Source organism: Methylobacterium sp. Gmos1 (assembly GCF_053764715.1).
This window is the reverse complement of sequence record NZ_JBSNCC010000003.1, coordinates 214,255-238,551: the sequence shown is the minus strand read 5'-3', so window position 1 is coordinate 238,551 and position 24,297 is coordinate 214,255. Positions and strand designations below refer to the sequence as shown.

General features: G+C 68.5%; 22 protein-coding genes and 1 pseudogene. 14 read left to right on the top strand and 9 right to left on the bottom strand.

Features of this window, described 5'->3' with window-relative positions; genetic code table 11:
* The first annotated feature begins 304 nt into the window (after positions 1–304).
* The 4 genes and pseudogenes from ACS5PV_RS07225 to ACS5PV_RS07210 all read left to right on the top strand — a co-directional run.
* Positions 305–2,332 (top strand): hypothetical protein, encoded by a 2,028-nt coding sequence (locus tag ACS5PV_RS07225; protein WP_455394656.1) that lies wholly within the window; start codon positions 305–307, stop codon positions 2,330–2,332.
* A gap of 736 nt (positions 2,333–3,068) precedes the next feature.
* Complete coding sequence (locus ACS5PV_RS07220; protein WP_455394655.1) at positions 3,069–4,259, top strand: PGN_0703 family putative restriction endonuclease; 1,191 nt, start codon at positions 3,069–3,071, stop codon at positions 4,257–4,259.
* Between the two features lie 420 nt (positions 4,260–4,679).
* Positions 4,680–5,255: an SRPBCC family protein gene (locus ACS5PV_RS07215; protein ID WP_236988526.1), complete on the top strand. Its 576-nt coding sequence runs from the start codon at positions 4,680–4,682 to the stop codon at positions 5,253–5,255.
* 1,387 nt (positions 5,256–6,642) lie between these two features.
* Positions 6,643–6,744: pseudogene (locus ACS5PV_RS07210) on the top strand (EamA family transporter); the annotation flags it as partial.
* Positions 6,745–6,799: 55 nt separating this feature from the next.
* On the opposite strand, the gene ACS5PV_RS07205 reads toward ACS5PV_RS07210, so the two are convergent.
* The gene (locus tag ACS5PV_RS07205) at positions 6,800–8,239 is read right to left on the bottom strand and encodes a YncE family protein (protein ID WP_455394654.1); all 1,440 of its coding nucleotides are present in this window, start codon (positions 8,237–8,239) and stop codon (positions 6,800–6,802) included.
* Positions 8,240–8,275: 36 nt separating this feature from the next.
* Positions 8,276–8,677, bottom strand: a complete 402-nt coding sequence (gene copM / locus ACS5PV_RS07200; RefSeq protein WP_048431829.1) for a CopM family metallochaperone — start codon at positions 8,675–8,677, stop codon at positions 8,276–8,278.
* 211 nt (positions 8,678–8,888) lie between these two features.
* Here copM (ACS5PV_RS07200) and ACS5PV_RS07195 point away from each other — a divergent pair, with 211 nt between their 5' ends.
* The 5 genes from ACS5PV_RS07195 (at position 8,889) to ACS5PV_RS07175 (ending at position 12,422) form a co-directional block, all read left to right on the top strand.
* The gene (locus ACS5PV_RS07195) at positions 8,889–9,401 is read left to right on the top strand and encodes a sigma-70 family RNA polymerase sigma factor (protein ID WP_455394653.1); all 513 of its coding nucleotides are present in this window, start codon (positions 8,889–8,891) and stop codon (positions 9,399–9,401) included.
* Positions 9,398–10,195 carry an anti-sigma factor family protein gene (locus ACS5PV_RS07190; protein ID WP_455394652.1) on the top strand — a complete coding sequence of 266 codons (798 nt, stop codon included), beginning with the start codon at positions 9,398–9,400 and terminating at the stop codon, positions 10,193–10,195. The genes ACS5PV_RS07195 and ACS5PV_RS07190 overlap by 4 nt, the downstream gene beginning before the upstream one ends.
* A gap of 111 nt (positions 10,196–10,306) precedes the next feature.
* On the top strand, positions 10,307–11,182 hold the full coding sequence (locus tag ACS5PV_RS07185; protein ID WP_455394651.1) for an SGNH/GDSL hydrolase family protein: 876 nt from the start codon (positions 10,307–10,309) through the stop codon (positions 11,180–11,182).
* Positions 11,179–12,066 carry a LysR substrate-binding domain-containing protein gene (locus ACS5PV_RS07180; RefSeq protein WP_455394650.1) on the top strand — a complete coding sequence of 296 codons (888 nt, stop codon included), beginning with the start codon at positions 11,179–11,181 and terminating at the stop codon, positions 12,064–12,066. Before ACS5PV_RS07185 ends, ACS5PV_RS07180 begins: the two co-directional genes overlap by 4 nt.
* Entirely contained in the window at positions 12,063–12,422 is a 360-nt protein-coding gene (locus ACS5PV_RS07175) for a YidH family protein (RefSeq protein ID WP_455394649.1), read from the top strand. Before ACS5PV_RS07180 ends, ACS5PV_RS07175 begins: the two co-directional genes overlap by 4 nt.
* Positions 12,423–12,436: 14 nt before the next feature.
* On the opposite strand, the gene ACS5PV_RS07170 is transcribed toward ACS5PV_RS07175, so the two are convergent.
* The 4 genes from ACS5PV_RS07170 to ACS5PV_RS07155 form a co-directional block, all read right to left on the bottom strand.
* Entirely contained in the window at positions 12,437–13,516 is a 1,080-nt protein-coding gene (locus ACS5PV_RS07170) for a molybdopterin-dependent oxidoreductase (protein WP_455394648.1), read from the bottom strand.
* Between the two features lie 106 nt (positions 13,517–13,622).
* Complete coding sequence (locus ACS5PV_RS07165; RefSeq protein WP_455394647.1) at positions 13,623–13,976, bottom strand: c-type cytochrome; 354 nt, start codon at positions 13,974–13,976, stop codon at positions 13,623–13,625.
* Positions 13,977–13,987: 11 nt separating this feature from the next.
* Complete coding sequence (locus ACS5PV_RS07160; RefSeq protein WP_455395003.1) at positions 13,988–15,175, bottom strand: molybdopterin-dependent oxidoreductase; 1,188 nt, start codon at positions 15,173–15,175, stop codon at positions 13,988–13,990.
* A gap of 196 nt (positions 15,176–15,371) precedes the next feature.
* On the bottom strand, positions 15,372–16,454 hold the full coding sequence (locus tag ACS5PV_RS07155) for a YeiH family protein (RefSeq protein ID WP_455394646.1): 1,083 nt from the start codon (positions 16,452–16,454) through the stop codon (positions 15,372–15,374).
* Positions 16,455–16,642: 188 nt separating this feature from the next.
* Here ACS5PV_RS07155 and ACS5PV_RS07150 point away from each other — a divergent pair, with 188 nt between their 5' ends.
* The 3 genes from ACS5PV_RS07150 (at position 16,643) to ACS5PV_RS07140 (ending at position 18,605) form a co-directional block, all read left to right on the top strand.
* Entirely contained in the window at positions 16,643–17,167 is a 525-nt protein-coding gene (locus ACS5PV_RS07150) for a hypothetical protein (RefSeq protein WP_279360059.1), read from the top strand.
* A 227-nt stretch (positions 17,168–17,394) separates the two neighbouring features.
* Complete coding sequence (gene copM / locus ACS5PV_RS07145) at positions 17,395–17,787, top strand: CopM family metallochaperone (RefSeq protein ID WP_279360057.1); 393 nt, start codon at positions 17,395–17,397, stop codon at positions 17,785–17,787.
* Positions 17,788–17,858: 71 nt separating this feature from the next.
* Positions 17,859–18,605 (top strand): glutaredoxin family protein, encoded by a 747-nt coding sequence (locus tag ACS5PV_RS07140; protein ID WP_455394645.1) that lies wholly within the window; start codon positions 17,859–17,861, stop codon positions 18,603–18,605.
* Between the two features lie 244 nt (positions 18,606–18,849).
* Here ACS5PV_RS07140 and ACS5PV_RS07135 read toward each other — a convergent pair whose 3' ends face one another.
* From ACS5PV_RS07135 to nikR, 3 genes are all read right to left on the bottom strand, one after another.
* A complete protein-coding gene (locus ACS5PV_RS07135) occupies positions 18,850–19,041 on the bottom strand; it encodes a hypothetical protein (protein WP_279360053.1) in 192 nt (63 codons plus the stop codon).
* A gap of 33 nt (positions 19,042–19,074) precedes the next feature.
* The gene (locus ACS5PV_RS07130) at positions 19,075–21,138 is read right to left on the bottom strand and encodes a TonB-dependent receptor (RefSeq protein ID WP_279360050.1); all 2,064 of its coding nucleotides are present in this window, start codon (positions 21,136–21,138) and stop codon (positions 19,075–19,077) included.
* 201 nt (positions 21,139–21,339) lie between these two features.
* Positions 21,340–21,789 carry a nickel-responsive transcriptional regulator NikR gene (gene nikR / locus ACS5PV_RS07125; RefSeq protein WP_127728850.1) on the bottom strand — a complete coding sequence of 150 codons (450 nt, stop codon included), beginning with the start codon at positions 21,787–21,789 and terminating at the stop codon, positions 21,340–21,342.
* A 650-nt stretch (positions 21,790–22,439) separates the two neighbouring features.
* On the opposite strand from nikR, the gene ACS5PV_RS07120 reads away from it, so the two are divergent.
* Complete coding sequence (locus ACS5PV_RS07120; RefSeq protein WP_455394644.1) at positions 22,440–23,375, top strand: ArdC family protein; 936 nt, start codon at positions 22,440–22,442, stop codon at positions 23,373–23,375.
* A 294-nt stretch (positions 23,376–23,669) separates the two neighbouring features.
* A complete protein-coding gene (locus tag ACS5PV_RS07115; protein ID WP_236988534.1) occupies positions 23,670–24,242 on the top strand; it encodes a hypothetical protein in 573 nt (190 codons plus the stop codon).
* Positions 24,243–24,297: the final 55 nt, after the last annotated feature.

The window sequence follows — 24,297 nt, the reverse complement described above, 5'->3', positions numbered from 1 at the left end:
CTTCGTCCGGCCGCGGTGCCTGGCCGCGCACGCCCGCCCATTCCGGTGCCTGCTGATCCTGGCTGACGCGCAGCCGTCGCCATTCGAATCCCGCGAACGCGGCATCGAACGAAGCATCCGCCCCGATTGGCAACGCCGCCCGCGCCTCTGCCCAGAACCGCCGCGCTAGGCCTGGGTCAGCGTCCCAGGCCGTCTGCCACCACGCCTCCGAGGTCGCTGGCATCAGCTCCACACTTGACCTTAGGCACGCGTCGGCCGCTTACCAGGCCATCGGACCTCGATCATCCAACGCACAAAGGCAACGATGCCAGGCTCACCAGAAGCAAGCTTCGCCAAGGCGGCCGCGAGGCTCAAACCGCCTTCTTCGGTCGCGTACTCGCAGGCGGACTGGGATGCCGCTTACGCGGCCTCCTCGAAGAGCGCATCAGACATCCGGCTGTACGAGTCCGCCCGATGGGTGGCCGAGGAGGCGGCTGCGGCTCGCACCAAGTTCGCCAACCCGGTCGTCGCGGTACTCGGACCCAAGTGGGGCACAATCCTGGCCATCGCCGCCCACAACCGCGAGTACCGGACCGCGCTCGAACTCCAAGTAGACGCGTCGCGTCGGGCGCGCGACGCGGGCGTCATCGCCGCCGATACGCTGGCGAGCTTGCGCCTCAAAGGTGTCGGAGGGCAGCGCTTCACGGCCGCCGAGTTCACCCAGATGGGCGCCGATGCCACCGAGAGCTGGCTGCTCGACGCCATGGGCGCGCCGGCGGCAGACGATCCTAAAGGAGACCTCGCCCCAGTCGCCGTCTTGGCGACTCAGGCCTACACCTACAGGAAGGCCATCAACTCGCTCTGGAACAACGCCCGACACGCAGGATGGCACGTCAAGCTGGACGCATCCGGCGCCTCGCGCTGGGTGCCCGGAGATAGGGACCTTGAGAGCCTCGTGCAGGCCTGGTCGACGCGGCAGGAGGCGAACCTTATGAATCTCCCCAACATCGACCGCACCTGCTGGCCCGTGCTCCAGCCTGCCCGGCGCCGTGCGCTCTCGCGGTTGCGAGGAGTCGTCGAGATCGTTCGGACCAAGCGCCACCCGAGATTCAAGGTCGCCGCACTTTCCTACCGATCTCGCAACATGCCCGCGTACAAGTACGAGAAGGGTGCATTGGAGGGTTCGTACCTCGCGGACTTCGTCGACGTGGACATGCCGGCGTACCCAGGTCTGACAGTCGCCCGACTGCTACTTGCCTGGCATGTCGCCTACGACATCGCGAAGCTCCTCACCAAGGCGGTGCCCTTGCCTTCGTCGCTGGACGCGCAGCAGGCCCGGGACCTGGCCCTGACGGTTCACCGCCCGGCGTTGTGCGAGGCGATCGAGAAGGCGCTGCAGATCGAAACGGTACTGGCTGAGGCCATCATCCTTTTTCTGACGTTTCAGCCGCAGACGGGCGGCACCGCCAAGGCGAAGGGGAACCGGGGACTCTGGGCGGCGCCGCTGGTCGTAGTGCCCGGTACCGACGAGATCGTCCTGCCCCTGTCCGTCCTCGCGACCAGTAATCCGGCGAGGCGCGCCGAGGCCTGGCTCGAGAAAGGGGGGATCGACGACAGCAACCCCGTCGCGAATCGAGGTGACCGGTACGAGGAGTTGTACCGTGGCCGCATTATCGACGCGATCGGGCGGAACGCGCTCATGAGGACCGCGGCCTGCGCGCAGCGCGAAATCAAGAAGTCGAAAGATTTTCCAGAACAGGTGGACCTGCTCGTCTCGTTCGGCGGCTTGTGCCTCGTGGCGGAAATTAAATTCTTCCTGATGCCCGTCGACGTGCACGAGCGCGAGCGGTACGACGAAAAACTCCGAAAGGCGGCCGAACAGGCCAAACGAAAGATGGAGGCGCTGCGAGCCAGGCCGGATGTCGTGGCGTCGGCGCTTGGCATCGACCTCGATGCCGCCAAGACGCTCAGGCTGCTCCCCCTTGTCGTGACGGCGCAGGGCTACGGGTTCTCCACCAAAGTCGACGACGTTTGGATCGTGGAGGCCGAGTTCCTGCGGACGTACCTCTCCGGTGACGAGGTCGTGACCGGTCTGGCCATGGTGCCCGCGACTGGCAAATCCGTGCAACAGACGATCTCCTTCTACAACGGCGAGGGGTCCGCGGCGGCCAAGTTCGAGGAGACGATAGCCAAGCCCTACGTCCTCAAGCGTTTCCTCGACCGCGTGAAGTGGAAGGAAACCCCTTTTCCGGCCTTGTCCGGCCGCGAGACGGTCGTCGAGGCACCCACGCTTAACGACGTTTCCGGGTTCGAGCGTTTGCAAATAGAGGCAATGGCCGCGGAACTCGGTTGACGAAAATCGAGGACGGGATCAACGACGCCGTCTGATGCTCGGCAGCAGCCAGGCGAGAGACGGCCGCGGTCACGAGAAGCGCTCGGGTGGAGCTGCGGCCCTGCTCCTCTCAGCGTGACGCCGGCTCAGCGAAATGCACAGCCCGCCAAGGTCGACGCGGGGTGTTCGCTCATCCGCGACGACCGTGCGAAAGCAGTCGAGCGGGTTACGGCCAGGTCGGCCGACCTAGCTCAGTCAGCCTGCCCGCAAGCAGACGTTCTGAGGTTCGTAGATGGGTCAGGTGTAGTGGTTCAGCACCGACCAACCCAACGCCAGCTCATGGCGTATCCTAGAAGCGATATTCATATGACGGCGCTTTGACGCACGAGACCGAGTACGACTCGGCCGTCGGACCCGCTATCTTCGGGAAAACATCAGCCAGACCAGGGACGAGGCGCACGCAGCCGGCCGAGTGGCGGCAGTGGTGCACTACCTGCGCCTACCACCCCTACACCGACACCCGCCGGCATGCCAGCCGTACCGCCACCGACATGGACGACGACGGCTGCGACCGCCCCCTGGCGGACCAGCACCTCGACTGGTGACCACGCCGAAGCACCAGCGCAACCACGCCTATGCGCACTGCCGGCGTGGCTCCCGACAACGCCGCGCCGTCCCCTTCGTCGTTCATCCCGCTGCCCCCTTCCGGGAATCCCGGTCTAGCCGCCCCCCGCGGCCCTGACCCAGGATTCACCCGATGGACATCACTGCACACCTGCCTTCCGCCGCCGACCCCGACACCCTCGCAGCGGCCGCCCGCGCCGTACTTGACCCCTCCGGCCTCGGCCCCATCGACCGCGTACCTCTCATCCCCGAGGCCGCCCGCCGCCGACACAGCGTCTTCGTCCCCGCCGACCACCGCTTCAAGGCCGCCGCCCGCTTCATGCAGGCACTCTGGCGCGAGGACCGCGGCCTCGCAATGGGCACCCACGTCAATCGCCGCGAGCCGCACCGCCCCCGGCGCCTCGGCTCACGCATCTCGACCGCGGCCGGCGCGCTCGGCGCCAACTTCCTTCATCCAGACATCGTCCCGGTGGTCACGCGCGCGCTCGCCTATCGTGAGCCGGGCGCGGCCTACGACATCGACCGCCTCAAGACGAACCTGCTGTCCTCCCAGCCGCTGGCCTTCAACCTGTTCGGCCTGCTCGCCCGCGACCCCGCACTGGCCACCCGCTTCGTCGCGGAGTTCCTGCCGGGGACGCTGACGGAGGTCACGGACGTGCTGTTCGAGCACAGCCCGGGCCGCGGCGACCAGCGCTTCACGGCCGACCGCACCGCCTACGACATCGTCTTGCGCGGCCGGGACGCGACCGGCGCACGCGGCCTGATCTGCATCGAGATCAAGTACAGCGAGGCCGGCCACGAGCCCGCGCCCCCACCCCACCCGCGGCACACACAGATCGCGCACGCCACCCCGGGCCTGTTCGTGGACCCGGACAACCCGACCCTGACGAGCGCCACCTGTCAGCAGTTCTACCGCCAGCACTGCCTCGCGAGCGCGATGCTCACAGCCGGACTCGCCGACACAGCGACCCTGGCCTTCATCGCCCCCACCCACAACCAGTCCGCACACGCCGCGGCGGCGACCTACCGGCGCCACCTCACGGACCCACAGACGGGCGCAATACCGTTCGTGCCCACGACGCTCGAGCACGCATTCGCGGCCATAGCGACCGCCGGCCTCCCCGACCATGCCCGCGCGCTCCATCGCCGGTACACCGACTGGTGGCTCGTCGACGGCGAACTCGACCTCGCCGCAGCAAGCACACCTGCTGAGGCCACCGTGTCACCCATAACCGACGCCTCGGCGTTGCGGCGCATGCCGACTCGGGCGCCACGCCGGCGCCCGAGCCATCCCCCAGGGCTGCCCGTCTCACGCGCAGTCTGAACTCACCCGACCATCGACTGGGGCTGGCATACCATCCGTGCGCCGGCCCCAGAACGGCTTGCGCCCGCGGCACCCGATCCGCGCACGAGTGCTGACACCAACACTTCATCGCCCCGACCATCGCGCACCACTGTGCAGGCCCGCCCCGCACTTCGTCCGAGCGACTTACGCACAAGCACAAACATCCACTGCGCCGATCGGCACCACCCCTGATAAGACTAGCTACTAAATCTAGCTGCACAGAAGGGCGATTTACAACGCTACGAAGGTCGGCGGCAAAATTAGCCGTCCCCGCATGATAGCACACATCCCCGACGACTATATTCAGCAAGCAGACAAGATAAACATACCTGGGGCGCAAGGCGATCCTAGAATGGGCCTCGTCTGCAACATCAAGGCTACATAGTCTAAGGGGCACCTATGACCGACGCACCACCACCATTACCTCCGTTCAAAGAAGACGGGTACAGAACCGTCGAGCCCCGGATCTCGTTCACAATCGAGCGAACCATTGTCGCATACAGGAACGAGATCTGTCGTGCCTGGACCGACCCGGAGCAGCTCAAGCGCTGGATCGTCCCACCGGACCAAGATCTCGTCTCCTGCTACCTCGAATCCGAAGACCGGATGGTCTGGTACACCAAAAGCCATGCGGACAGCGAGAGCTGCGTAGAGCACGTCTTAGACTGCCAGACGTGGTTCCCATACAGCCGTATGGAGATTGCATTCTACACATCCGCCGTGCCGGGCATGATGGATGAGCACCCGGTCTTCCTACAGGTGGAACTCCAAAAGCAAGAGCGGGATGACACGGTAGTCTCCACCGACTACAAGCTTACGCTCCAATACCACAACGCCACTCTATGGCGATATACCAGCCGGATCGATCTGCATACCTTCTGGCTCGAAGCCACAGAACGCCTCACACGGCTCATCGAGCGCAGTAGCACTCTGAGTAAGGCAACGACCCCAACTCAGCGGCTGCAGATTAGCTAGCAAGAACAATTCCGGAAGCGCACGCCGTTTCCGGGATCCCCTCATGCGGGGATGAAGCGCCTTCTCGTCGGCGACACTTCGTCGAAAGAACTGCCTACGCCACCCAATACAAACACTACTTGCGATCGCCCATCCTGATCACAGGATGACCAAGCGACCACTCGTCTCCCGCGCAACAGACCGGTGCAGCGCGCTTCAAGCAAACGCTACGTTTGCGACAGGGTGTACTGCACCCATTCACCCCGATCTCGCTTCCAGGACACCGGCACGGTTTACACAGCCGCCACGGGATAAACAAGCAAATCCAACCCCTGATGGCTTCGTGCAAGTGATGCGAAGGCACACTGTATCTAACTGCGCTACCATAGTCTATAAAATCGCCGTCGACCGACAGCGCCGCACCAGCGTCGGCGGCAGGCGCTACTTATCTGGTCCGCACCTCCGTGCCTGCCAACAGCAGGCGCCACTTCTCTGGCACCCATACGCGCTCGCCTCGCAGCACTGGTGCGGCGTCCCACCCACCGGGCGCCACACGATGTTCACGCACCATCCCGATCCCACCCCCTTCGTCACCTCACTCACCACATGCCGCCGAGTCGACGTCACACCGCACGCGCTCGCACACGCGCTCGGGGCCGCATTTCTGTCTACGCGCACACCGGAGGGCGCGAGCCCAAGCCCAATCGCAATCGCAATCGCAATCGACCTCAACATCGGCATCCAAGGTCGAGGCGCGATCACCTTCTGCTGCCAAGAAACAGGCATCAGCGAACGTCGACCTCTGCGAGCGCAACGCCGATCACACTGGGAATTAACAGTCGCGACGGAGCATGACGGACGCATTCACGGAGAGACTCGAACTCCCGCCTTTGCGCTGACCGTGGCTCTGACGCCGCTCCTTCATCCAGGGCGATCCACCGCAACCCGCATCGGCATGTCCCTTCACCTCGTTCATGAACCCTGGTGGCCATCCGACCTAACCGACACGCTCACAAGCCTCGTCGACACCTGGCTTCGGTGCATCGCGGAACGCGCGCAATCAACAGCGTGAGCCAGCCGGGAGCGGTACGCGAAGTACCGCGACCACCCGAGGCGGCACATCGACGAAATCGCGCCGATCCCGGCCCTGCCAAGTGCCTGAAACTTGGCACGTCTGACCACGCGACTTCTGCCAACATGCCGCCTCGGCCGCACCCAACGACCTGTAGCTCACACCCACCCAGAAGCGGCCTTCTTTGATGTATCTCTCATCAAGCAGGAGATGCGTGCTGGCCGCAATGCGCCATTTCCAGACCTTCGCCACTGGCTGTTCGAATGGTCGCTCGCCGTCCGACAGCGGACTTCAGAGGGCCGTGATTGCTTAGCAGGTGCCCGAGCATATTAGGGGGTATATTTTGGGCTGTTCCTGGGCGAGCGGCTGGCCGCCCCGAACTGGCTCGGCATCGCGCTCATCGCCGCCGGCGCCGTGCTGGTCGCCTACCGGGCGTGAGGATGGACCTCCCGAGACGGAAGGGGGCGATCCGGCGACCGCCCCCTCGGCACCGTTACTGCGCGGCCTGGACCTGGACCGTCGCGCCGGTCTCGCCGGGCTTGCCCTCGACGATCACGAGGATGCGTCGCGCCGCCGCGTTCGGGTTCTGTGTCACCTGGCGGATCGGTCCGACCGCGTTGACGATGGCGGCGCCCGCAGGGTTCGTCATGAAGGCGGCGAGCGGCTCCAGCGGCCCGGCGCCCTTCGGATCGGCGGAGAGAGCGAGCAGGTAGGGTCTCTTCGGCGTCAGCCCGGTGACCGCGGCCTGCAGCGTCTGCAGCACGCCCTGGTCGAACAACGTCACCTGCGTCGCCGGCTTGCCGTCCGGCCCGTCGAGGGTCAGCCGGCTCGACTGGCCGGCCGCGCCGAGGGGCTGCAGGTTCGGGGCACCCGCGCCCTCCGGGACCGCCTCGGGCAGGTAGGCCACGCCCTGCGGGCCCTGGCCGATCGGAATCGTCGCGGTGACGGCGTTGGTGCCGGTGTCGATCACCGCGACCGCATCGGCATTCTCAAGGCCGACATAGACCCGCGACCCGTCGCCCGAGGGCCAGAGGCCGTGCGGGAGCGCGCCGGTCGGGATCGTTGCGACCTGCGAGAAGTCATCGGTGCGGAATACCTTGACCTGGTTGAGTCCGCCGACCGTCACGTAGGCGAACTGGCCGGCCCTGGTGCGGGCGATGTTGACGTGGTTGGTGATCGGCCCCGTCTCGATGGTCTTGAGTGCCTTGAACGGCGGCGCAGCCTCGAAGACCTGGACCCGGCCGACATCCTTCAGGGTGAACCAGACCTGGCGGCCATCGGGCGTCGCCGCGATGTCGGGGCAGAACGGGCTCTCCTGCTTGATCCGCCCGACGATCTGCCGGCTCTTGACCTCGATCGCGACCGTCTCGGGGCTGAAGCTGGAACAGACGTAGCCGTACCGGCCGTCGGGCGAGAAGATCGTCATGCCGGGGCCGTTCGGCACCGTGATGCGGCCCGTCTCCTTGCCCGTCGCGGCGTCGAGGATCGCCACGTAATCCTCGCCGCGCACGCTGACCCAGACCTCGCGCCCGTCCGGCGTGAAGAACGCCTCGTGCGGCGAGCGGCCGACATAGGTCGTGTGCCGCACGGTATTCGTGGCGGTGTCGATGAAGCTGACCGAGTTCGAGCCGATCGAGACGGCGAGCAGGGTCTTGCGGTCGGGCGAGAAACCCATGCCGTGGACGAGGAGCTGGCCGCGATAGAGCGGGCTCAGGTTCGCGGGCGTGGTGTCGCCGAGGCGGATGACGCCGAGGAGCGTGTTGGCGGCGGGGTCGATCACCGAGACCGTATTGGAGAACTGGTCCGAGGTATAGAAGCGGTCGCGGGGCCCGACCGGCACGTCGGGTGCCGAGGCGGGGCCCGGCGCCTGGCCCGCGAGCGCGGTTCCGCCGAGAAGGGCGAGCACGAGGGCCGCCGGGATGAGGTGTCGCATCGGATGTCGTCTCGCTGTGTGTGTGGGCCGGCCGGCTCAGTGATGGTGCGGGGCCGGAGCCTTCGGCGTGGCGGGAACGGCGGGCGGGCGCTCGGCGAGCGCGCGCCGCATGACCTCGATCTCCTGGGCCTGCTCGACGATGATGCCCTGCGCGAGCCGGCGCAGGACGGGGTCGCGCCCATAGGCGAGTTCGGCCTTCGCCATATCGATCGCGCCCTGGTGGTGCGGGATCATCATGGCGGCGAAGTCCCGGTCCGGATCGCCGGAGGGCGGCACGGCCATGTCGGCGTGCATCCGGGTCATCGACTGGGCCATCAGCGCGTCGAAGCCGTCCGGCGCGCTCTCGGCGTGCCCGGTCCGCATCATCATCATGCCGCCGCCCGCCAGGCCGCCGGCCATCAGGGTGGCGATCAGGATCGCCGTCGGTGCGCCGCGCATCGTCTCTCCCGGTTCTCAAAGGTCACGCCGGGAGAGATGCCGGGGAGCGGCGGATATTCCCCCACCGCGTGGGACGCGCCGATCACGGTCGCGTGATGCGATTTTTTGACCGGCCGGGGGAATACCGTGGCCTCATCCGGCATCTGTCGTTGCAAGCCGCGGCATCCATCCGCCACCGCCTGCTCCGAAGAGCGCCATTGTGGAGAACGCCTTGGACGACCTCGCCGCCCTGATCGAGCCGCAGATCCCGGCGCTGCGGCGCTACGCCGTCGCGCTCCTGCGCGAGCGCGAGGCGGCCGACGACCTCGTCCAGGACGCCCTCGAACGCGCGATCCGGGCCTGGCCGCAGCGCCGCCGGGACGGCGACCTGCGCGCCTGGCTGTTCGCGATCCTGCGCAACCGCTACCTCGAAGGTGTGCGCGGCCGCCGCGGCGTCGAGGTCGGCCCGGAGCTGCTCGACGACGTCGCGGACGCCTCCGCCGATCCCGAGGCCGCCCTCGGCGTCCGGGACGTGCTCGACGGGCTCGCCGGCCTGCCCGAGGATCAACGCTCGGTCCTGCTCCTCGTCGCGGTCGAGGACATGTCCTATGCCGAGGCCGCCGCGGTGCTCGCCGTGCCGGTCGGCACGGTGATGTCGCGCCTGAGCCGGGCGCGGGGCCGGATGCGCGCCTTCCTGGACCTCGCACCGACCGTCGTCACCGGACACCTGCGGAGGGTGAAATGACCGCGTCCGACCCCCGGCCCGTCGGCGAGGACGACCTGCACGCCTTCGTGGACGGCCGGCTCGAGCCCGGCCGCCGCGCCACCGTCGAGGCCTGGCTCGCCGAGCACCCGGAGGCGGCGGCCCGGGTCGCCGCCGATGGGCAGGTCCGCGCCCGCCTGCGGGCTCGCCTCGCCCCGATCGCTGACGAGCCGATCCCGGCCCGGCTGCGGGTCGCTCATCTGGCGCGCCCGCGTCCCGCCCGAAGCATCCGCTGGCTGCCGGGCGCCGCGGCGGCGATGGTGTGCCTCGCCCTCGGCGGGGCGGCCGGGTGGGTCGGGCGCGGGGCGGTGCCGCCCGCGGCGGCGCCGGTCGAGCCGATGACGCAGGCGGCGGTCTCGGCCTTCCGCACCTACGTGGTCGAGGCCGTCCACCCGGTCGAGGTCCGCGCCGACGGGACGCCGCATCTGGAGCAGTGGCTCTCGCGGCGCGTCGGCCGGCCGGTCAGGGTGCCGGACCTGCAGGCCCAAGGGTTCCGCCTGATGGGCGGGCGCCTGCTGCCGGCCGGCGACGAGCCGGCGGCGATGCTGATGTACGACGACGACCGCGGCACCCGCCTGACGCTCTACAGCCGCGCCGGCGCGGCCGGGGGACGCGGCGTCTTCCGCTACGCCCGCGAGGGTGACGTCGCCGCCTTCTCGTGGATCGACGCCGGGATGGCCTACGTGGTGACCGCGCGCACGGACGAAGCGCGGCTGCTGCGGGTCGCCGAGGCGGTCGACGCCCAGGCGAGCGGACGGGGAAGCGGGCTGCAGTAACGCCGGACCCGGAAGGTCCTGCATCCTACGTCGAACATAAGAGCGAAGCGTGAGACGGTCATGACGGTAAGGCACGGTGTGGCGCGTGAAAGGCGGACGCAGAGCGGGCTGGTGCAGAGCGGGCTCTTGCGGATTCTGGGAGCCGCCGCCTGCGCGCTGTTCCTCGGCTCTGCGGCGCGGGCGGAGCCGGCCGGCAAAACCTACCTAGCGTTGGGCGACTCCCTCGCCTACGGCCTGCAGGTCGGCAAGCTCAAGGAGCAGATCGCGGCAGGCACCGTCCGGCCTGGGAGCTTCGACACCGGCTACGCCATGGTGCTGACCTCGTATCTGCGCGAGCGGGCCCATGACCTGACGCTGGTCGACCTCGGATGCCCCGGCGAATCTACGACCTCGTTCGTCGATGGGCCGTGCGGTTTCGCGACGACCGGCAAGCCGTTCGGCACCACGCCGCTGCCGCTGCACGTGCCCTATGCCGGCGCGCAGCTCTCGGCGGCGACGGCCTACCTCGCCGCCCATCCGGGCGCGGTCGGTCTGATCACCCTCGACATCGGCATCAACGACCTCAGGGCCGTGCAGGTCGGCTGCCCGGATGGGCACGGGTTCAAGGACTGCGTCGCAACTGGCTTACCGCCCGCCCTGGAGCGCACAGCGACCAACCTGCGGCGCATCCTGTCCGCCCTGCGCGCGGCGGCGCCCAAGACGCGTATTCTGGTCGGCACCTACTACAACTGGCTCGCCGTCACCGATCCAGACACCGACCGCTTCGTCGAGGCCCTGAACCACACGATCGCTGCAGCGGTCACGGAGGCGGGCGCCGGTCTCGTTGACGTCTTCCCAGCCTTCAACCGCACCGGCGAGGCTCGCGCACGGCTCTGTGACATGACGCTGTACTGCACGCCGGCCCGCGACCTCCACCCGTCGGATGCGGGCTACCGGGTGATCGGCGACCTGTTCGCCAAGGCTCTCGGCGAGCCCGGCAAGCCGTGACCCTCGACCAGCTGCGCATCTTCGTGGCGGTGGCCGAGCGCCAGCACGTCACCCGGGCCGCCGAGGCGCTCAATCTCGTCCAGTCGGCGGTCAGCGCGGCCATCGCCGCCCTGGAGGGCCGGCACGCCGTCAAGCTGTTCCACCGGGTCGGGCGGGGCATCGAGCTGACCGAGGCCGGCCGCCTGTTTCTCGCGGAGGCGCGCGCGGTGCTCGCCCGCGCCGAGGCGGCCGAGCAAGTGCTCGCCGACCTGAGCGGCCTGCGCCGCGGCACCCTCGCCATTCGGGCGAGCCAGACCATCGCCGGCCATTGGCTGCCCCGCCACCTCGTCGCGTTCCGGGCGGCCTATCCGGACATCGTCCTGCGGCTCGGCATCGGCAATACCGCACAGGCCGCCGAAGCGGTCCGCTCGGGAGTGGCGGAGCTCGGCTTCGTGGAGGGCGCCGCTGAGGATGACGGCCTCGCGAGCCTTCCGGTCGCGGAGGATCGGCTCGTCCTCGTGGTCCGCCCCGGGCACGAACTGGCCGGCTGCTCCCAGCCCGGTCCCTCGGACCTCGCCGCGGCGGCCTGGGTGCTGCGCGAGCCCGGATCCGGGACGCGCTCGGCCCTCGAATCCGCCGTCGCGGCCGCCGGCCTCGCGCCCGACGCGCTCACCGTGGCGCTGGAACTGCCCTCGAACGAGGCGGTGCTCGCCGCCGTCGCGGCAGGGGCCGGCGCGAGCGTCCTGTCGGAGGCGGTGGTCGCCCCCTCCTTGCGGACCGGGACGCTCGTCGCCGTGCCTCTCGGTCTGCCGGCGCGCACCTTCCGGGTCCTGCGCCACAAGGAGCGGTTTCGCAGCCGGGCCGCGGACGCCCTGCTCGACCTGATCCGGGGAGCCGAGCCGTGAGCAGCGTCGACCCCGACGATCCGCGCGTGCGGCTGGCAGAAGATCGGACGGTGCTCGCCGCGGAACGCACCTACGCCGCGTGGCTGCGAACCGGGCTCGCGTTCCTGAGCGTCGGTTTGGCCGCGCAACGCTTCCTGTCGGAGGCGCTGCCCGGCTGGCCGCTGCGGATCATGGCCCTGGCGCTCGTTGCCTGCGCATTCGGCTGTTTTTGTGCAGCGGCCTGGCGCGATCACGCCGTGAGGCGATCCCTCGCGTCGGCACCGATGCAGATGATGCCCCGCGCCCTGACCCTCGGCATCGCGCTCCTGCTCTCCGCCGTCGCGAGCCTTGCGGCCGTGACGCTGTGGCAGGTCTGAGTACCTTCCGGCGCTCACTCCACCGTCACGCGCACGCGGTGCCACGCGGCGCTGAGGTAGCCCTTGTAGTTCCAGGTGTCGTCCGGCAGCGCAGGCTGGGTCTGCCCGGCCTCGTCCCAGACTCGCACCGCCAGCTCATGCTCGCCCGGGGGGAGATCGAGGTCGATCGTCCAGAACGTCCAGGCGAAGCGCGCCCGCGCATCATGCTCGAGCGCTGCCTGCGCCCAGGTCCGCCCGCCATTGCCGGAGACGTCGACGCGCACGACGGCGCGGTCGCCCGATACCGCGTAGCCGCGGACGGTGTTCGCCCCGGCCGCCAGCCGTGCCCCGCGCGCCGGCTCGCAGATCACTGCGTTCAGCGGCATCGTGTTGATGGTGTGACCCCGGGCGGGGTCGGCCGTCTCCACCGTCACGTCGGGCGGGAACAGCTTGTAGTCCTCGGCCTGGATCGGGTTGTCCGACGGGTGGTCCTGCACCGTGATGCGCTTCAGCCATTTCGGGCTGCGCACCCCGGCGAAGCCCGGCACGACGACGCGCAGCGGGAAGCCGTGCTCCGGCAGCAGCGGCGCGCCGTTCATCGCGAAGGCCAGCAGGGTCTCGGGTGCGAGCGCCTTGGCCAGCGGAATCGAGGCTCCGTAGGGCCGGCCCTCGACGAGGTCGTGGCTCTCGAAGGCGACGTGCAGGCCCGCACCCTCGGCGATCCCGGCCTCGTGCAGCACGTCGCCCAAGCGGACACCGGTCCAGTCGGCTGTGCCGATCGCGCCGCCGTCCCACGGATCGCCGGAGACCGGCGCCACCGCCCGCATGTCCGCGCGGCGGTTGCCCGCGCACTGCATCGTCGCCGTCACGGTGGCCTCGGCATAGCGCGACCGCAAGCTCTCCAGCGACAGGTCCAAAGCCGTCGGGATCGCGCCGTCGAGGCGGAGGCGGTAGCCGTCCGCATCGATCTCCGGCAGGTCGCCGTGCGAGCGCACGTAGAAGTCGTCGGCCGCGGTGCGGTAGGAGGCTCGCAGCCGCGCGAGGGGCGGCTCGGCATTGTACGGCGCTTCCCCGTGAACGATCAGACGCGCCTTGCGCTCGGCCAAGCTCGACATGCGGGTCTCCAGGCTGGTGGATCGCGGGACAACGTGCCGGGACCGGATCGGTCCCGGCGTGCTTCCCCGGCTTTGCCGTCGCGACGGCGGGCCGGGCACGGCACCGTCAGGGCTGCGGCTTCATCGCCGCGAGGTAGTCGACGATGGCCTTCACGTCGGCCTCGTCGATCGGTGCCTTGTAGACGTGGACCATCTTGTTGACGGTCTCGGTCCACTGCGCCTTCGACAACTTGGGCTGGGTCAGCACCATCCCGGCCGAATGGCAGGCAAGGCAGTTGTTGTTGGCGGCCTCCGCCCCGGGGCCCTCCGGGAAGAAGCGGTCGGAGGTGGGCAGCTCGACCTGCTGCGAGGTGAAGCGCATCGGCTCGGCCGCCTCGGCGGCGAATGTCGGGGCGGACGCCAGCGCGAACGCGGCGAGCAGGAACGCGGTACGGGATGCGGCGGTGCGGGATGTGACCATGGCTCTCTCCCTCAGGCGACGTGAAGCGACACGGTTTCGACGCCGTTCTGCATGAACCCGGCCCCGTTCCAGACCCGCTCCATCGGCTGGGCCAGCCCATTCGTGTTGGTGCAGCGGACCTTGATCGCGTGGGTGCCGGCCGCGAGAGCCGGCAGGTCGCCCTCGAACCGCCGGAAGCTGTAGGGGCCCTCGTCGGCTCCGAGCTTGCCCAAGGACCACGTCCCGCCACCGTCGGCGGAGATCTCCACCGTCCTGACCCCGCAATCGCCCCCGAAGGCGATGCCGCGGACCGCGACCGGCGAACCGGCCGTCGCCTGTGCGCCGTCGCGCAGGTTGGTGACGAAGGCGCGCGGGACCATGCGGTTGATCGGCACCGTCTTGAACCCGGCCTGACCGGGCTTGATATTTGCCCCCGGCACGTCCGGAATGCGGTAGGCGGTCTTCATCCAGTACTGGTCGTCGGGCTTGTCCAGCACCTCGATGTCGGACAGCATCTTGACCCAGTAGGTCGAGTACCAACCCGGCACCACCAGGCGCAGCGGAAAGCCGTTGAGCAGCGGCAGCTGCTCGCCGTTCATCGCGTAGGCCAGCATGACCTCGCCGTCGCGGGCATGGTCGAGGTCGAGCGACTTCTTGAAGTCGGGCGCGTCGTCCACGACCGGTTCGTCGAGGCCGCTGAAGCGGACCTGCACCGCTCCACCCTTCACCCCGGCGCGGTCGAGCACGTCCTTCAGGCGCACGCCCGTCCAGCGCGCGTTGCCCATCGAGCCGTTGGCCCACTGCGCTCCCGGCACCCGCGGCTCGAACAGGCCGCGGGAGTTGCCCGAGCACTGGTTGACCGCGGCGATCTCGAAGCGCGGCAGCCGGGCGAGCTCGTCGAGCGACAGCGACAGCTCCCGGTCGACATGCCCGTGCACCTTCAGCCGGTAGGCGTTCGCGTCGACCTCGGTGGGGATCGAGGCCCAGTGCCAGCGCACGTAGAAGCGGTCGTTGGGGGTGAACACGCCCTGGTCGAACACCTCGAACGGCGTCTCCAGGAGCGGCGGGCGCGTCCGCTGCAGGATCATCGGCCCCTTGCCGGGGAAGGCTGTGGTCAAGTCGCGCTGGTCGGGGCCGCCGGGCAGCGGGAGCTTGACCGTGCCCGCAGCCCAGGCCGGCACCGCGGCCGCGAGGCCGCCGAGGCCGAGACCGGTAAGCATCGCGCGGCGGGGAATAGCAGAATGGCTCAAGGGTGTTCCTCCGGGTCCGGGCCGAGCGTCTCGCGCTCTGTCCTTGGGTGATGGAAAGTATCTTCCACGAGAAAGGGTTTCCATTGGAAAGTCCTGCTCGTTCCGATCGGCCGGAGAGATCGTTTCCCTCCGGCACGCCGGGGAACGGTCGTCCGAGGACGCGCGGTCAGGCGATGCCGAGGATATGGATCAGGCAGAGGCTGACCGCGGTGAGGGCGAGCAGGGAGGCGACCACTGCCAGCGTGACCCGCAGTCCCGCGCCGGCGACGCTGCGCACGTCGACCCCGAGCCCGAGGGCGGCCATCGACACGATGGTGAGCACGTTGGCGGTCGCGGCGATCGGCGGCAGGGCGGCCTGCGGGATCAGACCGCCCGAGCGCAGGCCGGCCATCGCCAGGAACGCCAGGATGAACCAAGGCACGAGGCGGTGGATCGCGACGCGGCCGGGCTTCGGACGCTCCCCCGCGGTGACGTGCGGGGCCGGCTCGTCCGTCTCCTCGCGCAGTCGGCTCGCGCCGAGGGAGAGCGCCAGCACCACCGGGCCGAGCATCAGCACGCGGACCAGCTTGACCAGGGTGCCGACCTGCACGCTCAGCGCCGCCACCGGCGCCGTCGCGGCGAGCACTTGCGGCACGGCGTAGACGGTGAGGCCGGCGAGCACGCCGTACTGCATCGGCGACAGGCCGAGGAGCGGCACGAGCAAGGGCAGGCCGAGCACGACCAGCACCCCGAGCACCGCCGTGAAGGCGATGGAGGAGGCGACGTCCTCGCCGTCCGCACCGATCACCGGGGCGGTCGCGGCGATCGCCGAGTTGCCGCAGATCGAGTTGCCGCAGGCGACGAGGATCGCGAGCCGGGGGTGCAGACCTAGGGCGCGGCCGATGCCGTAACTCGCCGCGATCGCCGCCATCACCACCACGGCGATGCCGACGAGAAGGCCGGGTCCGGCCGCCAGCAGGGTTGCGAGGCTGAGCGAGGCCCCGAGCAGGACGACGGCGACTTCGAGGACCGTCTTGGCCCCGAAGGCGATGCCGGGAAAGAAGCGCGCGCCCGGGTTCCACGCGGTGCGCAGGGCCGTGCCGAGCACGATGGCGAGCACCAGGGCCTCGAGCCAGGCGCGGCCGAACAGGTGCTCCTCGGCCGATTCGAGCGCGAGGGCGGCGCCGGTCACTGCGAGGCATAGGAGGAGGCCGGGTAGGAGGCGGCGCAGGGGGGCAAGGGTGGATGCGATGAGGGTCGCGGCGGTCATGACGGTCTCGCGGGGTGGCTTGGATCTGTCCCCACCGTGCCGATGCGCAAGCATTCGATCAAACAGAACGTTACGATGGTTTTGTTCGCAAATCTCGATGATTACCACCGTGCCGACGACGATGCCGGTCGTTGGGTGGACAGGTTCGCCGGCCCTTGAAACTCCGAGCCCACGACCAAAAATCACAGATGGACGGCGACGCCCCGCGAACGGGCATGATCCGGCTACAGGAGCAGGTGCGAGCCAGCCTCATGATCCCCGATCGGCCGATCGTGCGCCTGATGGCGGCGGTGATCCTCGTGGTCCTTGCCTCCCTCGTGCCGTCGGCAGCCCAGGCTCATGAGGGACACGCGCATCACGCCGGCAACGGTTCCGCGACGCACATGCGGCCCGCCTCGGTGGCAGCGGTTCCGCCTGCGATTCTTGCCGGGCATGTCGCCCGGGCCGAGCCTCCGGCCTACGTTTCGACCTACTTGGAGACCGCGCTCCGGATCACCGCCGCCGCGCCCATCCGGGACGATGGTTGCTGCCCCGGCCCCTGCCGGGTCCGCTGCTGCGGAACGATGGCCTGCTGTGTCGCCGGCATTCTGCCCGGCCCGCCCGCCCTGGCGCCGATCCCGTTCCGGGCCGTCAGGCTGGTCCCGCGCGACGTCCCCGTTCGCACCGGCGCCGGACTCGAAGCCCTGCCGAGGCCTCCCCGAACCTTCGCGTGAGATGAGGCGCGCCTGAAGGCGCGCGACGCCCGAGTTGTGCCCGCATCGACGGTGCACCTCCGGCCCTCCCGGCACGGGGAGATCCCGTGGCTGCCGATCCCGCCTCTCGCCGCCCCGGGTGCGGCCGACCCGCCTCCGAGGCGAAGTCCGCGCACGCCCCGGCCTCACCCGGGGCCGTCCCGGGCGGCCCGTTCGATTTGATTCCCATTCGAGACAGAGACCGATCCATGACCTCCCCTTGCACCTTCGCCGCCATCGTCCTCCTCTCGGCCGGCCTCGCCGGTCCCGCCCTCGCGCAGGCGTCGCACGACCATCGCTCCATGCCCGGGCACGGGATGGGCAAGACGAAGCCGGACCCGAAGGACACCGTCTCTACCGTCGCGTTCAAGGCCGCCGACGCGGCGATGATGAAGGAGATGGACGTCGCCTATACGGGCGACCCGGACGTCGACTTCCGCACGCACATGATCCCGCACCACAAGGGCGCGGTCGCTATGGCGAAGGTCGCGCTGACGCACGCCAAGGACCCCGAGACGCGGGCGATGGCGCAGACGATCATCGACGATCAGGAAAAGGAGATCGCCGACATGGAGGCGTGGCTGAAGCGGCACGGCCGGTAGGCACCGCGCGGGCCGGGCTCATCCCGGTCCGCTTTCCCCCCAATATCGACCGACTGCTCGAGGAGATACGCATGCCAGCCACTGCCCAGAAGGCCGTCCTCTACCGCATGGTGATGGACAAGCACCTCTGCCCGTATGGGCTGAAGGCCAAGGACCTGCTCGAACGCCAGGGGTTCGCGGTCGAGGATCACTGGCTCACCACGCGGGAGGAGACCGACCGCTTCAAGGCCGAGCACGACGTCAAGTCGACGCCCCAGACCTTCATCAATGGCGAGCGCGTCGGGGGCTACGACGACCTGCGCCGTCGCTTCGGCAAGGCCGCCAACGACCCGAACGCCACCACCTACACGCCCGTCGTCGCGGTGTTCTCCATGACGGCGCTGATGGCGCTGGCGGCCAGCTACGCCGTCACCGGCACGCCGTTCACGATGCGCGCGGCCGAGTGGTTTATCGACTTCAGCATGTGCGTGCTCGCCCTCCTCAAGCTGCAGGACGTCGAGAGCTTCTCGTCGATGTTCCTGGGCTATGACCTGCTCGGACAACGCTGGGTTCGCTACGCCTACGCGTATCCGTTCCTGGAAGGCCTCGCCGGCATCCTCATGGTCGCGGGAGCCCTGAACTGGCTGTCGATCCCGGTGGCCCTGTTCATCGGCACGATCGGCGCCGTCTCGGTGTTCAAGGCGGTCTACGTCGACAAGCGCGAGATCAAGTGCGCCTGCGTCGGCGGATCGAGCAAGGTGCCGCTCGGCTTCGTCTCGTTGACCGAGAACCTGATGATGGTCGCCATGGCGGTCTGGATGCTGGCGATGCACGCATGAGCGCCGCGGCCAGCCGACGTCGCACGTCCGGCGGCATCCAGTCTGCCCGGGTTCGGACGGGGCAGAGATCTGCTTTGAGTCTAAGGCCCAAGCACCCCCGGGACCGTGCCGGTCCGGGCCCGTTGCACTGTTTGCTCGACGCGTCGAGCGGCTCTCGAAGCGGCGAAGCTGCTCGGCTCTAGAAACGACCGACGGGCATCGGAGAACCCGATGCCCGCACGGTCTCGCGTCTCGAACCTCGACGCTACGCGGCCCGGCGGGCGTGACCCTTGCCGCGGCGCGACACGCCGAGGCCCTTGCGGGCATCGCACTTGAGGCCGTGGCTGTGCCAGCCCTCCGCGGGGGCCTGCTGCCAGCCGTGATGGCAGCCGTGCGCTGCGGCAGGGCCGATCCAAAGAACCGTCAGCAATCCGATCGAGACAGCGAGGGTGCGCATGCGAAGATCCTTATCTGGTGGGAAAATCGGGTCTCAGAACCGGCCGGCAAGGGTCAGCCGCACGGCTGTCGGCTCGACCGGGTGGAAGTGGCGGTCGGCGACGCCGCCCGCGTCCTCGCCCGGCAGGCGTGACACGTAGAAGTAGGTGATCTGATCCGCCTTGGCATTGGTCAAGTTCAGCACGTCGAGGGAGAGGCTGACCCCGTTGTCGAAGTTGTACCCCACCCGGCCGTTGAGAAGCGCGGTCGGCTTCGAGCGCACCGAGTTGTCCTCGATTAGAGGGCGCGGCCCAAAATAGCGGAAGCGCAGTGAGCCGAACCAGCCCTGGCCTTCGCCGAACGTGATGCCCGCCGACGCGATCGTGGTCGGCGCCTCGGGCACCCGCCGGCCGACCGGGTCGTGGTCGGCGAAGCGGGCGTTGGTGATCGTCAGGTCGCCCTCCAGAGCCAGCCAGGGCGTGACGGCGTAATGGTTGCTCCACTCGATACCGAACCGCCGTGTCGGCCGGCTCGGCTCGGTGGTGCCGGTGTCGCCCTGGAACAGGTTCTCGGACTCGAAATCGAGCCGGAACAGCGCCAGGGAGGTTTCCAGCCCTGTGATCGAGCGGTTGCGGATGCCGACTTCGTAGCCGGTCGAGGGAACCAGGAACGGCGAGCGGGACACGTTGAAGAGCGGACTGACCGGATCGACGGTGGCCGTGACGCCGCGAGCATCGTTCGAATGGAAGCCGCCGCCGTAGTTCACGTACAGCTCGGTATCTAGCCACGGCCCGAGCACCGCCCCGAGCTTCGGATTGACGATGCCGTCGCGGGCGCGGCCCGAATTCGCCGGGGTGTCGGAGCGGACATCGGCATAGTAGCCGTCGGCCCGGAAGCCGACGCTGGTGCGCAGCCAATCGGTCCAGCGCACCCGGTTCTCGTAGTAGAACGCCGCGCTGGCCTCCAGCACCCGGTCGTCCAGCACCGTCGAGCGGTACTGCCGCGCCGTCGTGTTGAACAGGCCGACCCGGATGTCGTCGGTGCGGGTCTGCACGCCGAACTCGTTCTCTATGGCGAGCCCGAACAGGTCGCCCTGGAACACGCGCGAGATTTCACCGCCGCCGAGCACGCGGCTGTCGCGCTGGCGGAATTGGTCGCCGTTGACCGGATCGTTTAGGAAATACGTGAAGTTGTTCCAGAGGTTCATCTGGTATCGGATCACGTAGGCCGAGGCCCGCGTGATGCCGCTGTCATCCGACTGGCTCCAGCGCCCCGACAGCGAGAAGCGCCCGGTATCGCCGCCATCGCTCGGGTCGAGGGTGCCGTAGCGACCGATGATCCCCTCCGCCACCGCCCGCTCGGGAATCTGATTGGTGGCATTCCACTTGGCCCAGTAGGCCATGCCGGTGACCGCAAAGCCGTCGAGCGGCGTACCCTGGCTGTAGCGCACCACGCCGTTGAACTTGCGGAGGGTATCAGGCACCACCCACGGGCCGTCATAGGTCTGCGCCTCGCCCGCCATGAGCAGGTTGCCCGCGCCGAGCGGTGCCGACGCGGCCGAGAGGGCTCGCTTAAGACCGAAGCTGCCCAACGTCGTCAGCGCGATGTTGCGGTTGAGCTTGTCGAGATAGTCGATCCGCACCGAGCCGGCCGAGGCGAAGTCACCGTCGCGCACGAAGTACGGGCCCTTGTGGAACTCGACCGCGCCGACGAGCTCGGGGATCAGGAAGTTGAGATCGGCGTAGCCCTGGCCGTGGGCATGGGTGCGCATGTTCACCGGCATGCCGTCGACGTTGATGGCGATGTCGGTGCCGTGGTCGAGGTTGAAGCCACGCAGGAAGTACTGGTTGGCTTTGCCCTCACCCGAGTGCTGCGTGATGATGAGGCCCGGCACTTCCTCCAGCACCTCGCCGGGTCGGGTCACCGGGCGGCTGTTGATCTGCGCCCCCGTGATGATGCCGGCACTTGCAGCATCAAACGGTCGAAGCGCGCCGCCGATGCCGGTGACGCCGCCGACATAGCCGGCGCTGGCGTTAGGTGTGCCCGATGACGTGGCGGCCGGTGCTTCCGGTGCGACCGTGATCTCGGAGAGCGCGATGGTATCTGCGGTCTCGGTCATCGCCGGCGCGGCCCAGGCGTGGGAGGCGACCAGCAGGACGCTGGCGGAGCTGAGCAGGCTGTATCGACGCACCCTGTGGGCAGATGACAAGGTAGAGCGGGCCAACGGCGTTCCAGAAGCGGCATCGAGGCGTGCCCCTCGCACGTCCCGCGTATGAGAAATCTACGCAAAGTTCACACCGCCGGCTGTGGCCGGCGGTCCTCAGTGGCCAGCGTTGTCACCGTGCGGGTGCGGGTGGTTGGCCGGTTCGGCGCTGTTCTCGGGAATGAGGTGCAGGTGGCCGTAGCGCACACCCCGCTGGGTGATGATGCGATCGGCGTAAGCCTGCATGGCCGGCACAGATCCATGCAGCACCGCAACTTCCAGGCAATCGTCCCTGGTCAGATGCACATGCATGCTGGCGATAGACACCCCGTGGTGGTGTCCTTCATCGGTGAGACGGCGTGCCAGGTCGCGGGTGCCATGATTGTAGACGTAGCTCAGCGTCCCGTAGTAGGACGCAGCGCCCGCCTGATCGCCCTGGGATGGGGCGACCGCATCGCGGACGAGGTCACGCACGGCCTCCGAGCGGCTACCATAGCCGCGTTCGGTACACAGACGATCCATCGCCGCCAGCAGCTCGTCGTCAATGGTGATCGTGATGCGCTGCATGCCCGCTCCGTCAACTGCTCGATGGCTTTGGTAGGAGCATGGCGAGCGCGTGAACAGCTAGGGGAATGGCGCGCCTTCGCGCGGCTCATGCCCCAGCGGTCATTCCATCACATGAACTGGCATGTAAGAAAAACGACCTGTTCCTGACAGCCAGAAGAGCCTTCGGCGGTGACGCACTTGACGCCAGAGCCCGGCGACGCAGCGAATGTCAAGGAGCCTGTCATGAAATCAAATGTCTGGAAAATCCTCGCGACCGGACATTCCTGACATAGTTTGCGAGGAGCCGCTTTGGGTCAGTTGTTCGCATGCCCCTTGGTCTGCTGAGCGACCTCGCCGACCTCTGGCTCTAGCGCCTGGAAGAACACGCGCACGCGACGACGCTGCATCACCGACTGCTCCGTATGTGACAGCACCACCCGCGTGGCCGCATCGCCCTTTTCGCACTGATTCGCACGCCGCCAAGTGTTTGAAACTTGGCGCGTCTGACAACGATCATTCTGCTGACATGGCGCCTCGGGCGCACTCAACGATCTGTAGCTCAGCCCACCGCACACAGCCGCCCTTTTGATGTGTAGTTCACCACCCCGATCCGGGAAACCCGCTCCAGAGGCCGCCATTATCGCCGCGGCCGCAACGGAGCAACCCCGGCCATGCCCGCCGACCTACACGAGCGCGTCACCGCCACCATCCTGCAGCAGCTCGACACCGCGGACCCCGACGCCTGGACACCGCCCTGGCACGGCGACGACCCGCTGCCGCGCAATGCGCTCACCGGCAAGCGTTACCGAGGCCTCAACATCCTGGCGCTGTGGTGCGCGGCCCAAGCCCACGGCTACACCGACGCCCGCTGGGCGACCTATCGCCAGTGGGCGGCGCTCGGCGCGCAGGTTCGTCGTGGCGAACGCGGCAGCCTGATCCTGTTCTATAAAGACCTGCCGACCGCCGACCGAGCAGACACAGCGCAGGGTACCGACACCGACAACCACGCAATCGCTGCCCGCTTCATTGCCCGTGCCTCGACCATATTCAACATCGCCCAGGTCGATGCCGCGCCCCAGGCGACCGCGCCGACGGGATCGCCGCCGGCCCTGCAACCCACCTTCGACGCCTTCGTCACCGCCACCGGCGCGCGCATCACCGAAGGCGGCGCACGCGCCTGCTACGTCCCGGCCACGGACACGATCCACCTGCCGCCCCGGACCGCCTTCCACACGCCCACACGCTACGCGGGCACGCTCGCCCACGAACTCATTCACTGGACCGGCGCGCCCCACCGACTCGCCCGCGACCTCACCGCCCGGTTCGGCGCCCGCGCCTACGCCGCCGAGGAGCTGACGGCTGAACTCGGCGCCGCCTTCGTGCTGGCAGACCTCGGCCTCGCGCGCACGCCCCACCCGGACCACGCCGCCTACTGCGCCTCCTGGGCACCGCTCCTACGGGCAGACCCGCGCGCACTCAGTCACGCCGCCACCCAAGCCTCGCGCGCGGCCGACTATCTCACCGCGCTGCAACTGGGCCGCCAGGAGGAAGCGGGGACACAAGACGAGGCAAGCTTCTCTTACGCACCAACGCCGGAGGCGGCTTAGGCCGGATCCCAGATGAGACTAGCCGCCGCGGACACCGTGCCGGCGAACGCAGCATGAACACCGTATTCACCGTCTACCTCTCGTGCTCGACGTCCACCGCCCACCACCACGGCGGATTCGATTCACGGGCCCCGAGCCAAGGATGCTCGACTTCGTGGGGTCGAGGCCGCGCTCCATGATCAAGAAGATGGTCTCCGTGCGCTGCCAGCTCAGGCTGCTCGACGGCGCCACCCGTATATCGCACCCGGCCGCATTCAGACGGCCGCACCCGTCAAGCGTATTCGGAGGCCGGACGTGCCAACAACCCTGTCCATCGAACATCAGATTCCCAGCCCGTTCACACATCCCGCCTTCCTGGCGCGTCACAGGCAGGCGAACCGCAAACTGGATCGGCGGCACGGGGGCATCGAGACCGATGTACTCGCGCTTCGAGCCGCCGCGACAATCGCCTCGACAGCACCTGACCCGGCAACCCGACGCATCGCCTACCGGCTGCTCGTCCGTTGCAGCATCCTGGCGTCGATGAGCCTGACCGACTGCGAAGGGGAGGTGGTGGTGGACTCCTTCTTCGCGATGAAGGAGGCCGAGCACGGAGGCGATCGGCTGGCCGCATTTCAGAGTCACATCGATACCGTCATCGCGGCAACGCACACGAACGCGCCGCGCGAGGTACTTCCCGTGGTCTGGCGCGAACTAGAGCCGTTCATCCGCCCCCTGACCGATCGGAACTGGGCCGCCTTCCTGAAAGTCATCGCCTGGTGCTCAGCCGAAAATTTTCGGGATGATCCGGCACGGATACGCCATAACATCTATCTTCTCCGCCAACTTCGACAGCTGGTCGGCGGCACGGCCCGTGCAACCAATTAGAACTACTGGGGCTGGAACTGCGCACGTGGCCCCAGCCCCGAATATATCGCCGCCG

What these genes read in the sequence shown, in the direction of transcription:
- ACS5PV_RS07225 (WP_455394656.1), top strand. Translation starts at nt 305, where the DNA reads ATGCCAGGCTCACCAGAAGCAAGCTTCGCCAAGGCGGCCGCGAGGCTC.
- ACS5PV_RS07220 (WP_455394655.1), top strand. Translation starts at nt 3,069, where the DNA reads ATGGACATCACTGCACACCTGCCTTCCGCCGCCGACCCCGACACCCTC.
- ACS5PV_RS07215 (WP_236988526.1), top strand. Translation starts at nt 4,680, where the DNA reads ATGACCGACGCACCACCACCATTACCTCCGTTCAAAGAAGACGGGTAC.
- ACS5PV_RS07205 (WP_455394654.1), bottom strand. Translation starts at nt 8,239, where the DNA reads ATGCGACACCTCATCCCGGCGGCCCTCGTGCTCGCCCTTCTCGGCGGA.
- copM (WP_048431829.1), bottom strand. Translation starts at nt 8,677, where the DNA reads ATGCGCGGCGCACCGACGGCGATCCTGATCGCCACCCTGATGGCCGGC.
- ACS5PV_RS07190 (WP_455394652.1), top strand. Translation starts at nt 9,398, where the DNA reads ATGACCGCGTCCGACCCCCGGCCCGTCGGCGAGGACGACCTGCACGCC.
- ACS5PV_RS07170 (WP_455394648.1), bottom strand. Translation starts at nt 13,516, where the DNA reads ATGTCGAGCTTGGCCGAGCGCAAGGCGCGTCTGATCGTTCACGGGGAA.
- ACS5PV_RS07165 (WP_455394647.1), bottom strand. Translation starts at nt 13,976, where the DNA reads ATGGTCACATCCCGCACCGCCGCATCCCGTACCGCGTTCCTGCTCGCC.
- ACS5PV_RS07160 (WP_455395003.1), bottom strand. Translation starts at nt 15,175, where the DNA reads ATGCTTACCGGTCTCGGCCTCGGCGGCCTCGCGGCCGCGGTGCCGGCC.
- ACS5PV_RS07155 (WP_455394646.1), bottom strand. Translation starts at nt 16,454, where the DNA reads ATGACCGCCGCGACCCTCATCGCATCCACCCTTGCCCCCCTGCGCCGC.
- ACS5PV_RS07150 (WP_279360059.1), top strand. Translation starts at nt 16,643, where the DNA reads ATGGACGGCGACGCCCCGCGAACGGGCATGATCCGGCTACAGGAGCAG.
- copM (WP_279360057.1), top strand. Translation starts at nt 17,395, where the DNA reads ATGACCTCCCCTTGCACCTTCGCCGCCATCGTCCTCCTCTCGGCCGGC.
- ACS5PV_RS07140 (WP_455394645.1), top strand. Translation starts at nt 17,859, where the DNA reads ATGCCAGCCACTGCCCAGAAGGCCGTCCTCTACCGCATGGTGATGGAC.
- ACS5PV_RS07135 (WP_279360053.1), bottom strand. Translation starts at nt 19,041, where the DNA reads ATGCGCACCCTCGCTGTCTCGATCGGATTGCTGACGGTTCTTTGGATC.
- ACS5PV_RS07130 (WP_279360050.1), bottom strand. Translation starts at nt 21,138, where the DNA reads ATGACCGAGACCGCAGATACCATCGCGCTCTCCGAGATCACGGTCGCA.
- nikR (WP_127728850.1), bottom strand. Translation starts at nt 21,789, where the DNA reads ATGCAGCGCATCACGATCACCATTGACGACGAGCTGCTGGCGGCGATG.
- ACS5PV_RS07120 (WP_455394644.1), top strand. Translation starts at nt 22,440, where the DNA reads ATGCCCGCCGACCTACACGAGCGCGTCACCGCCACCATCCTGCAGCAG.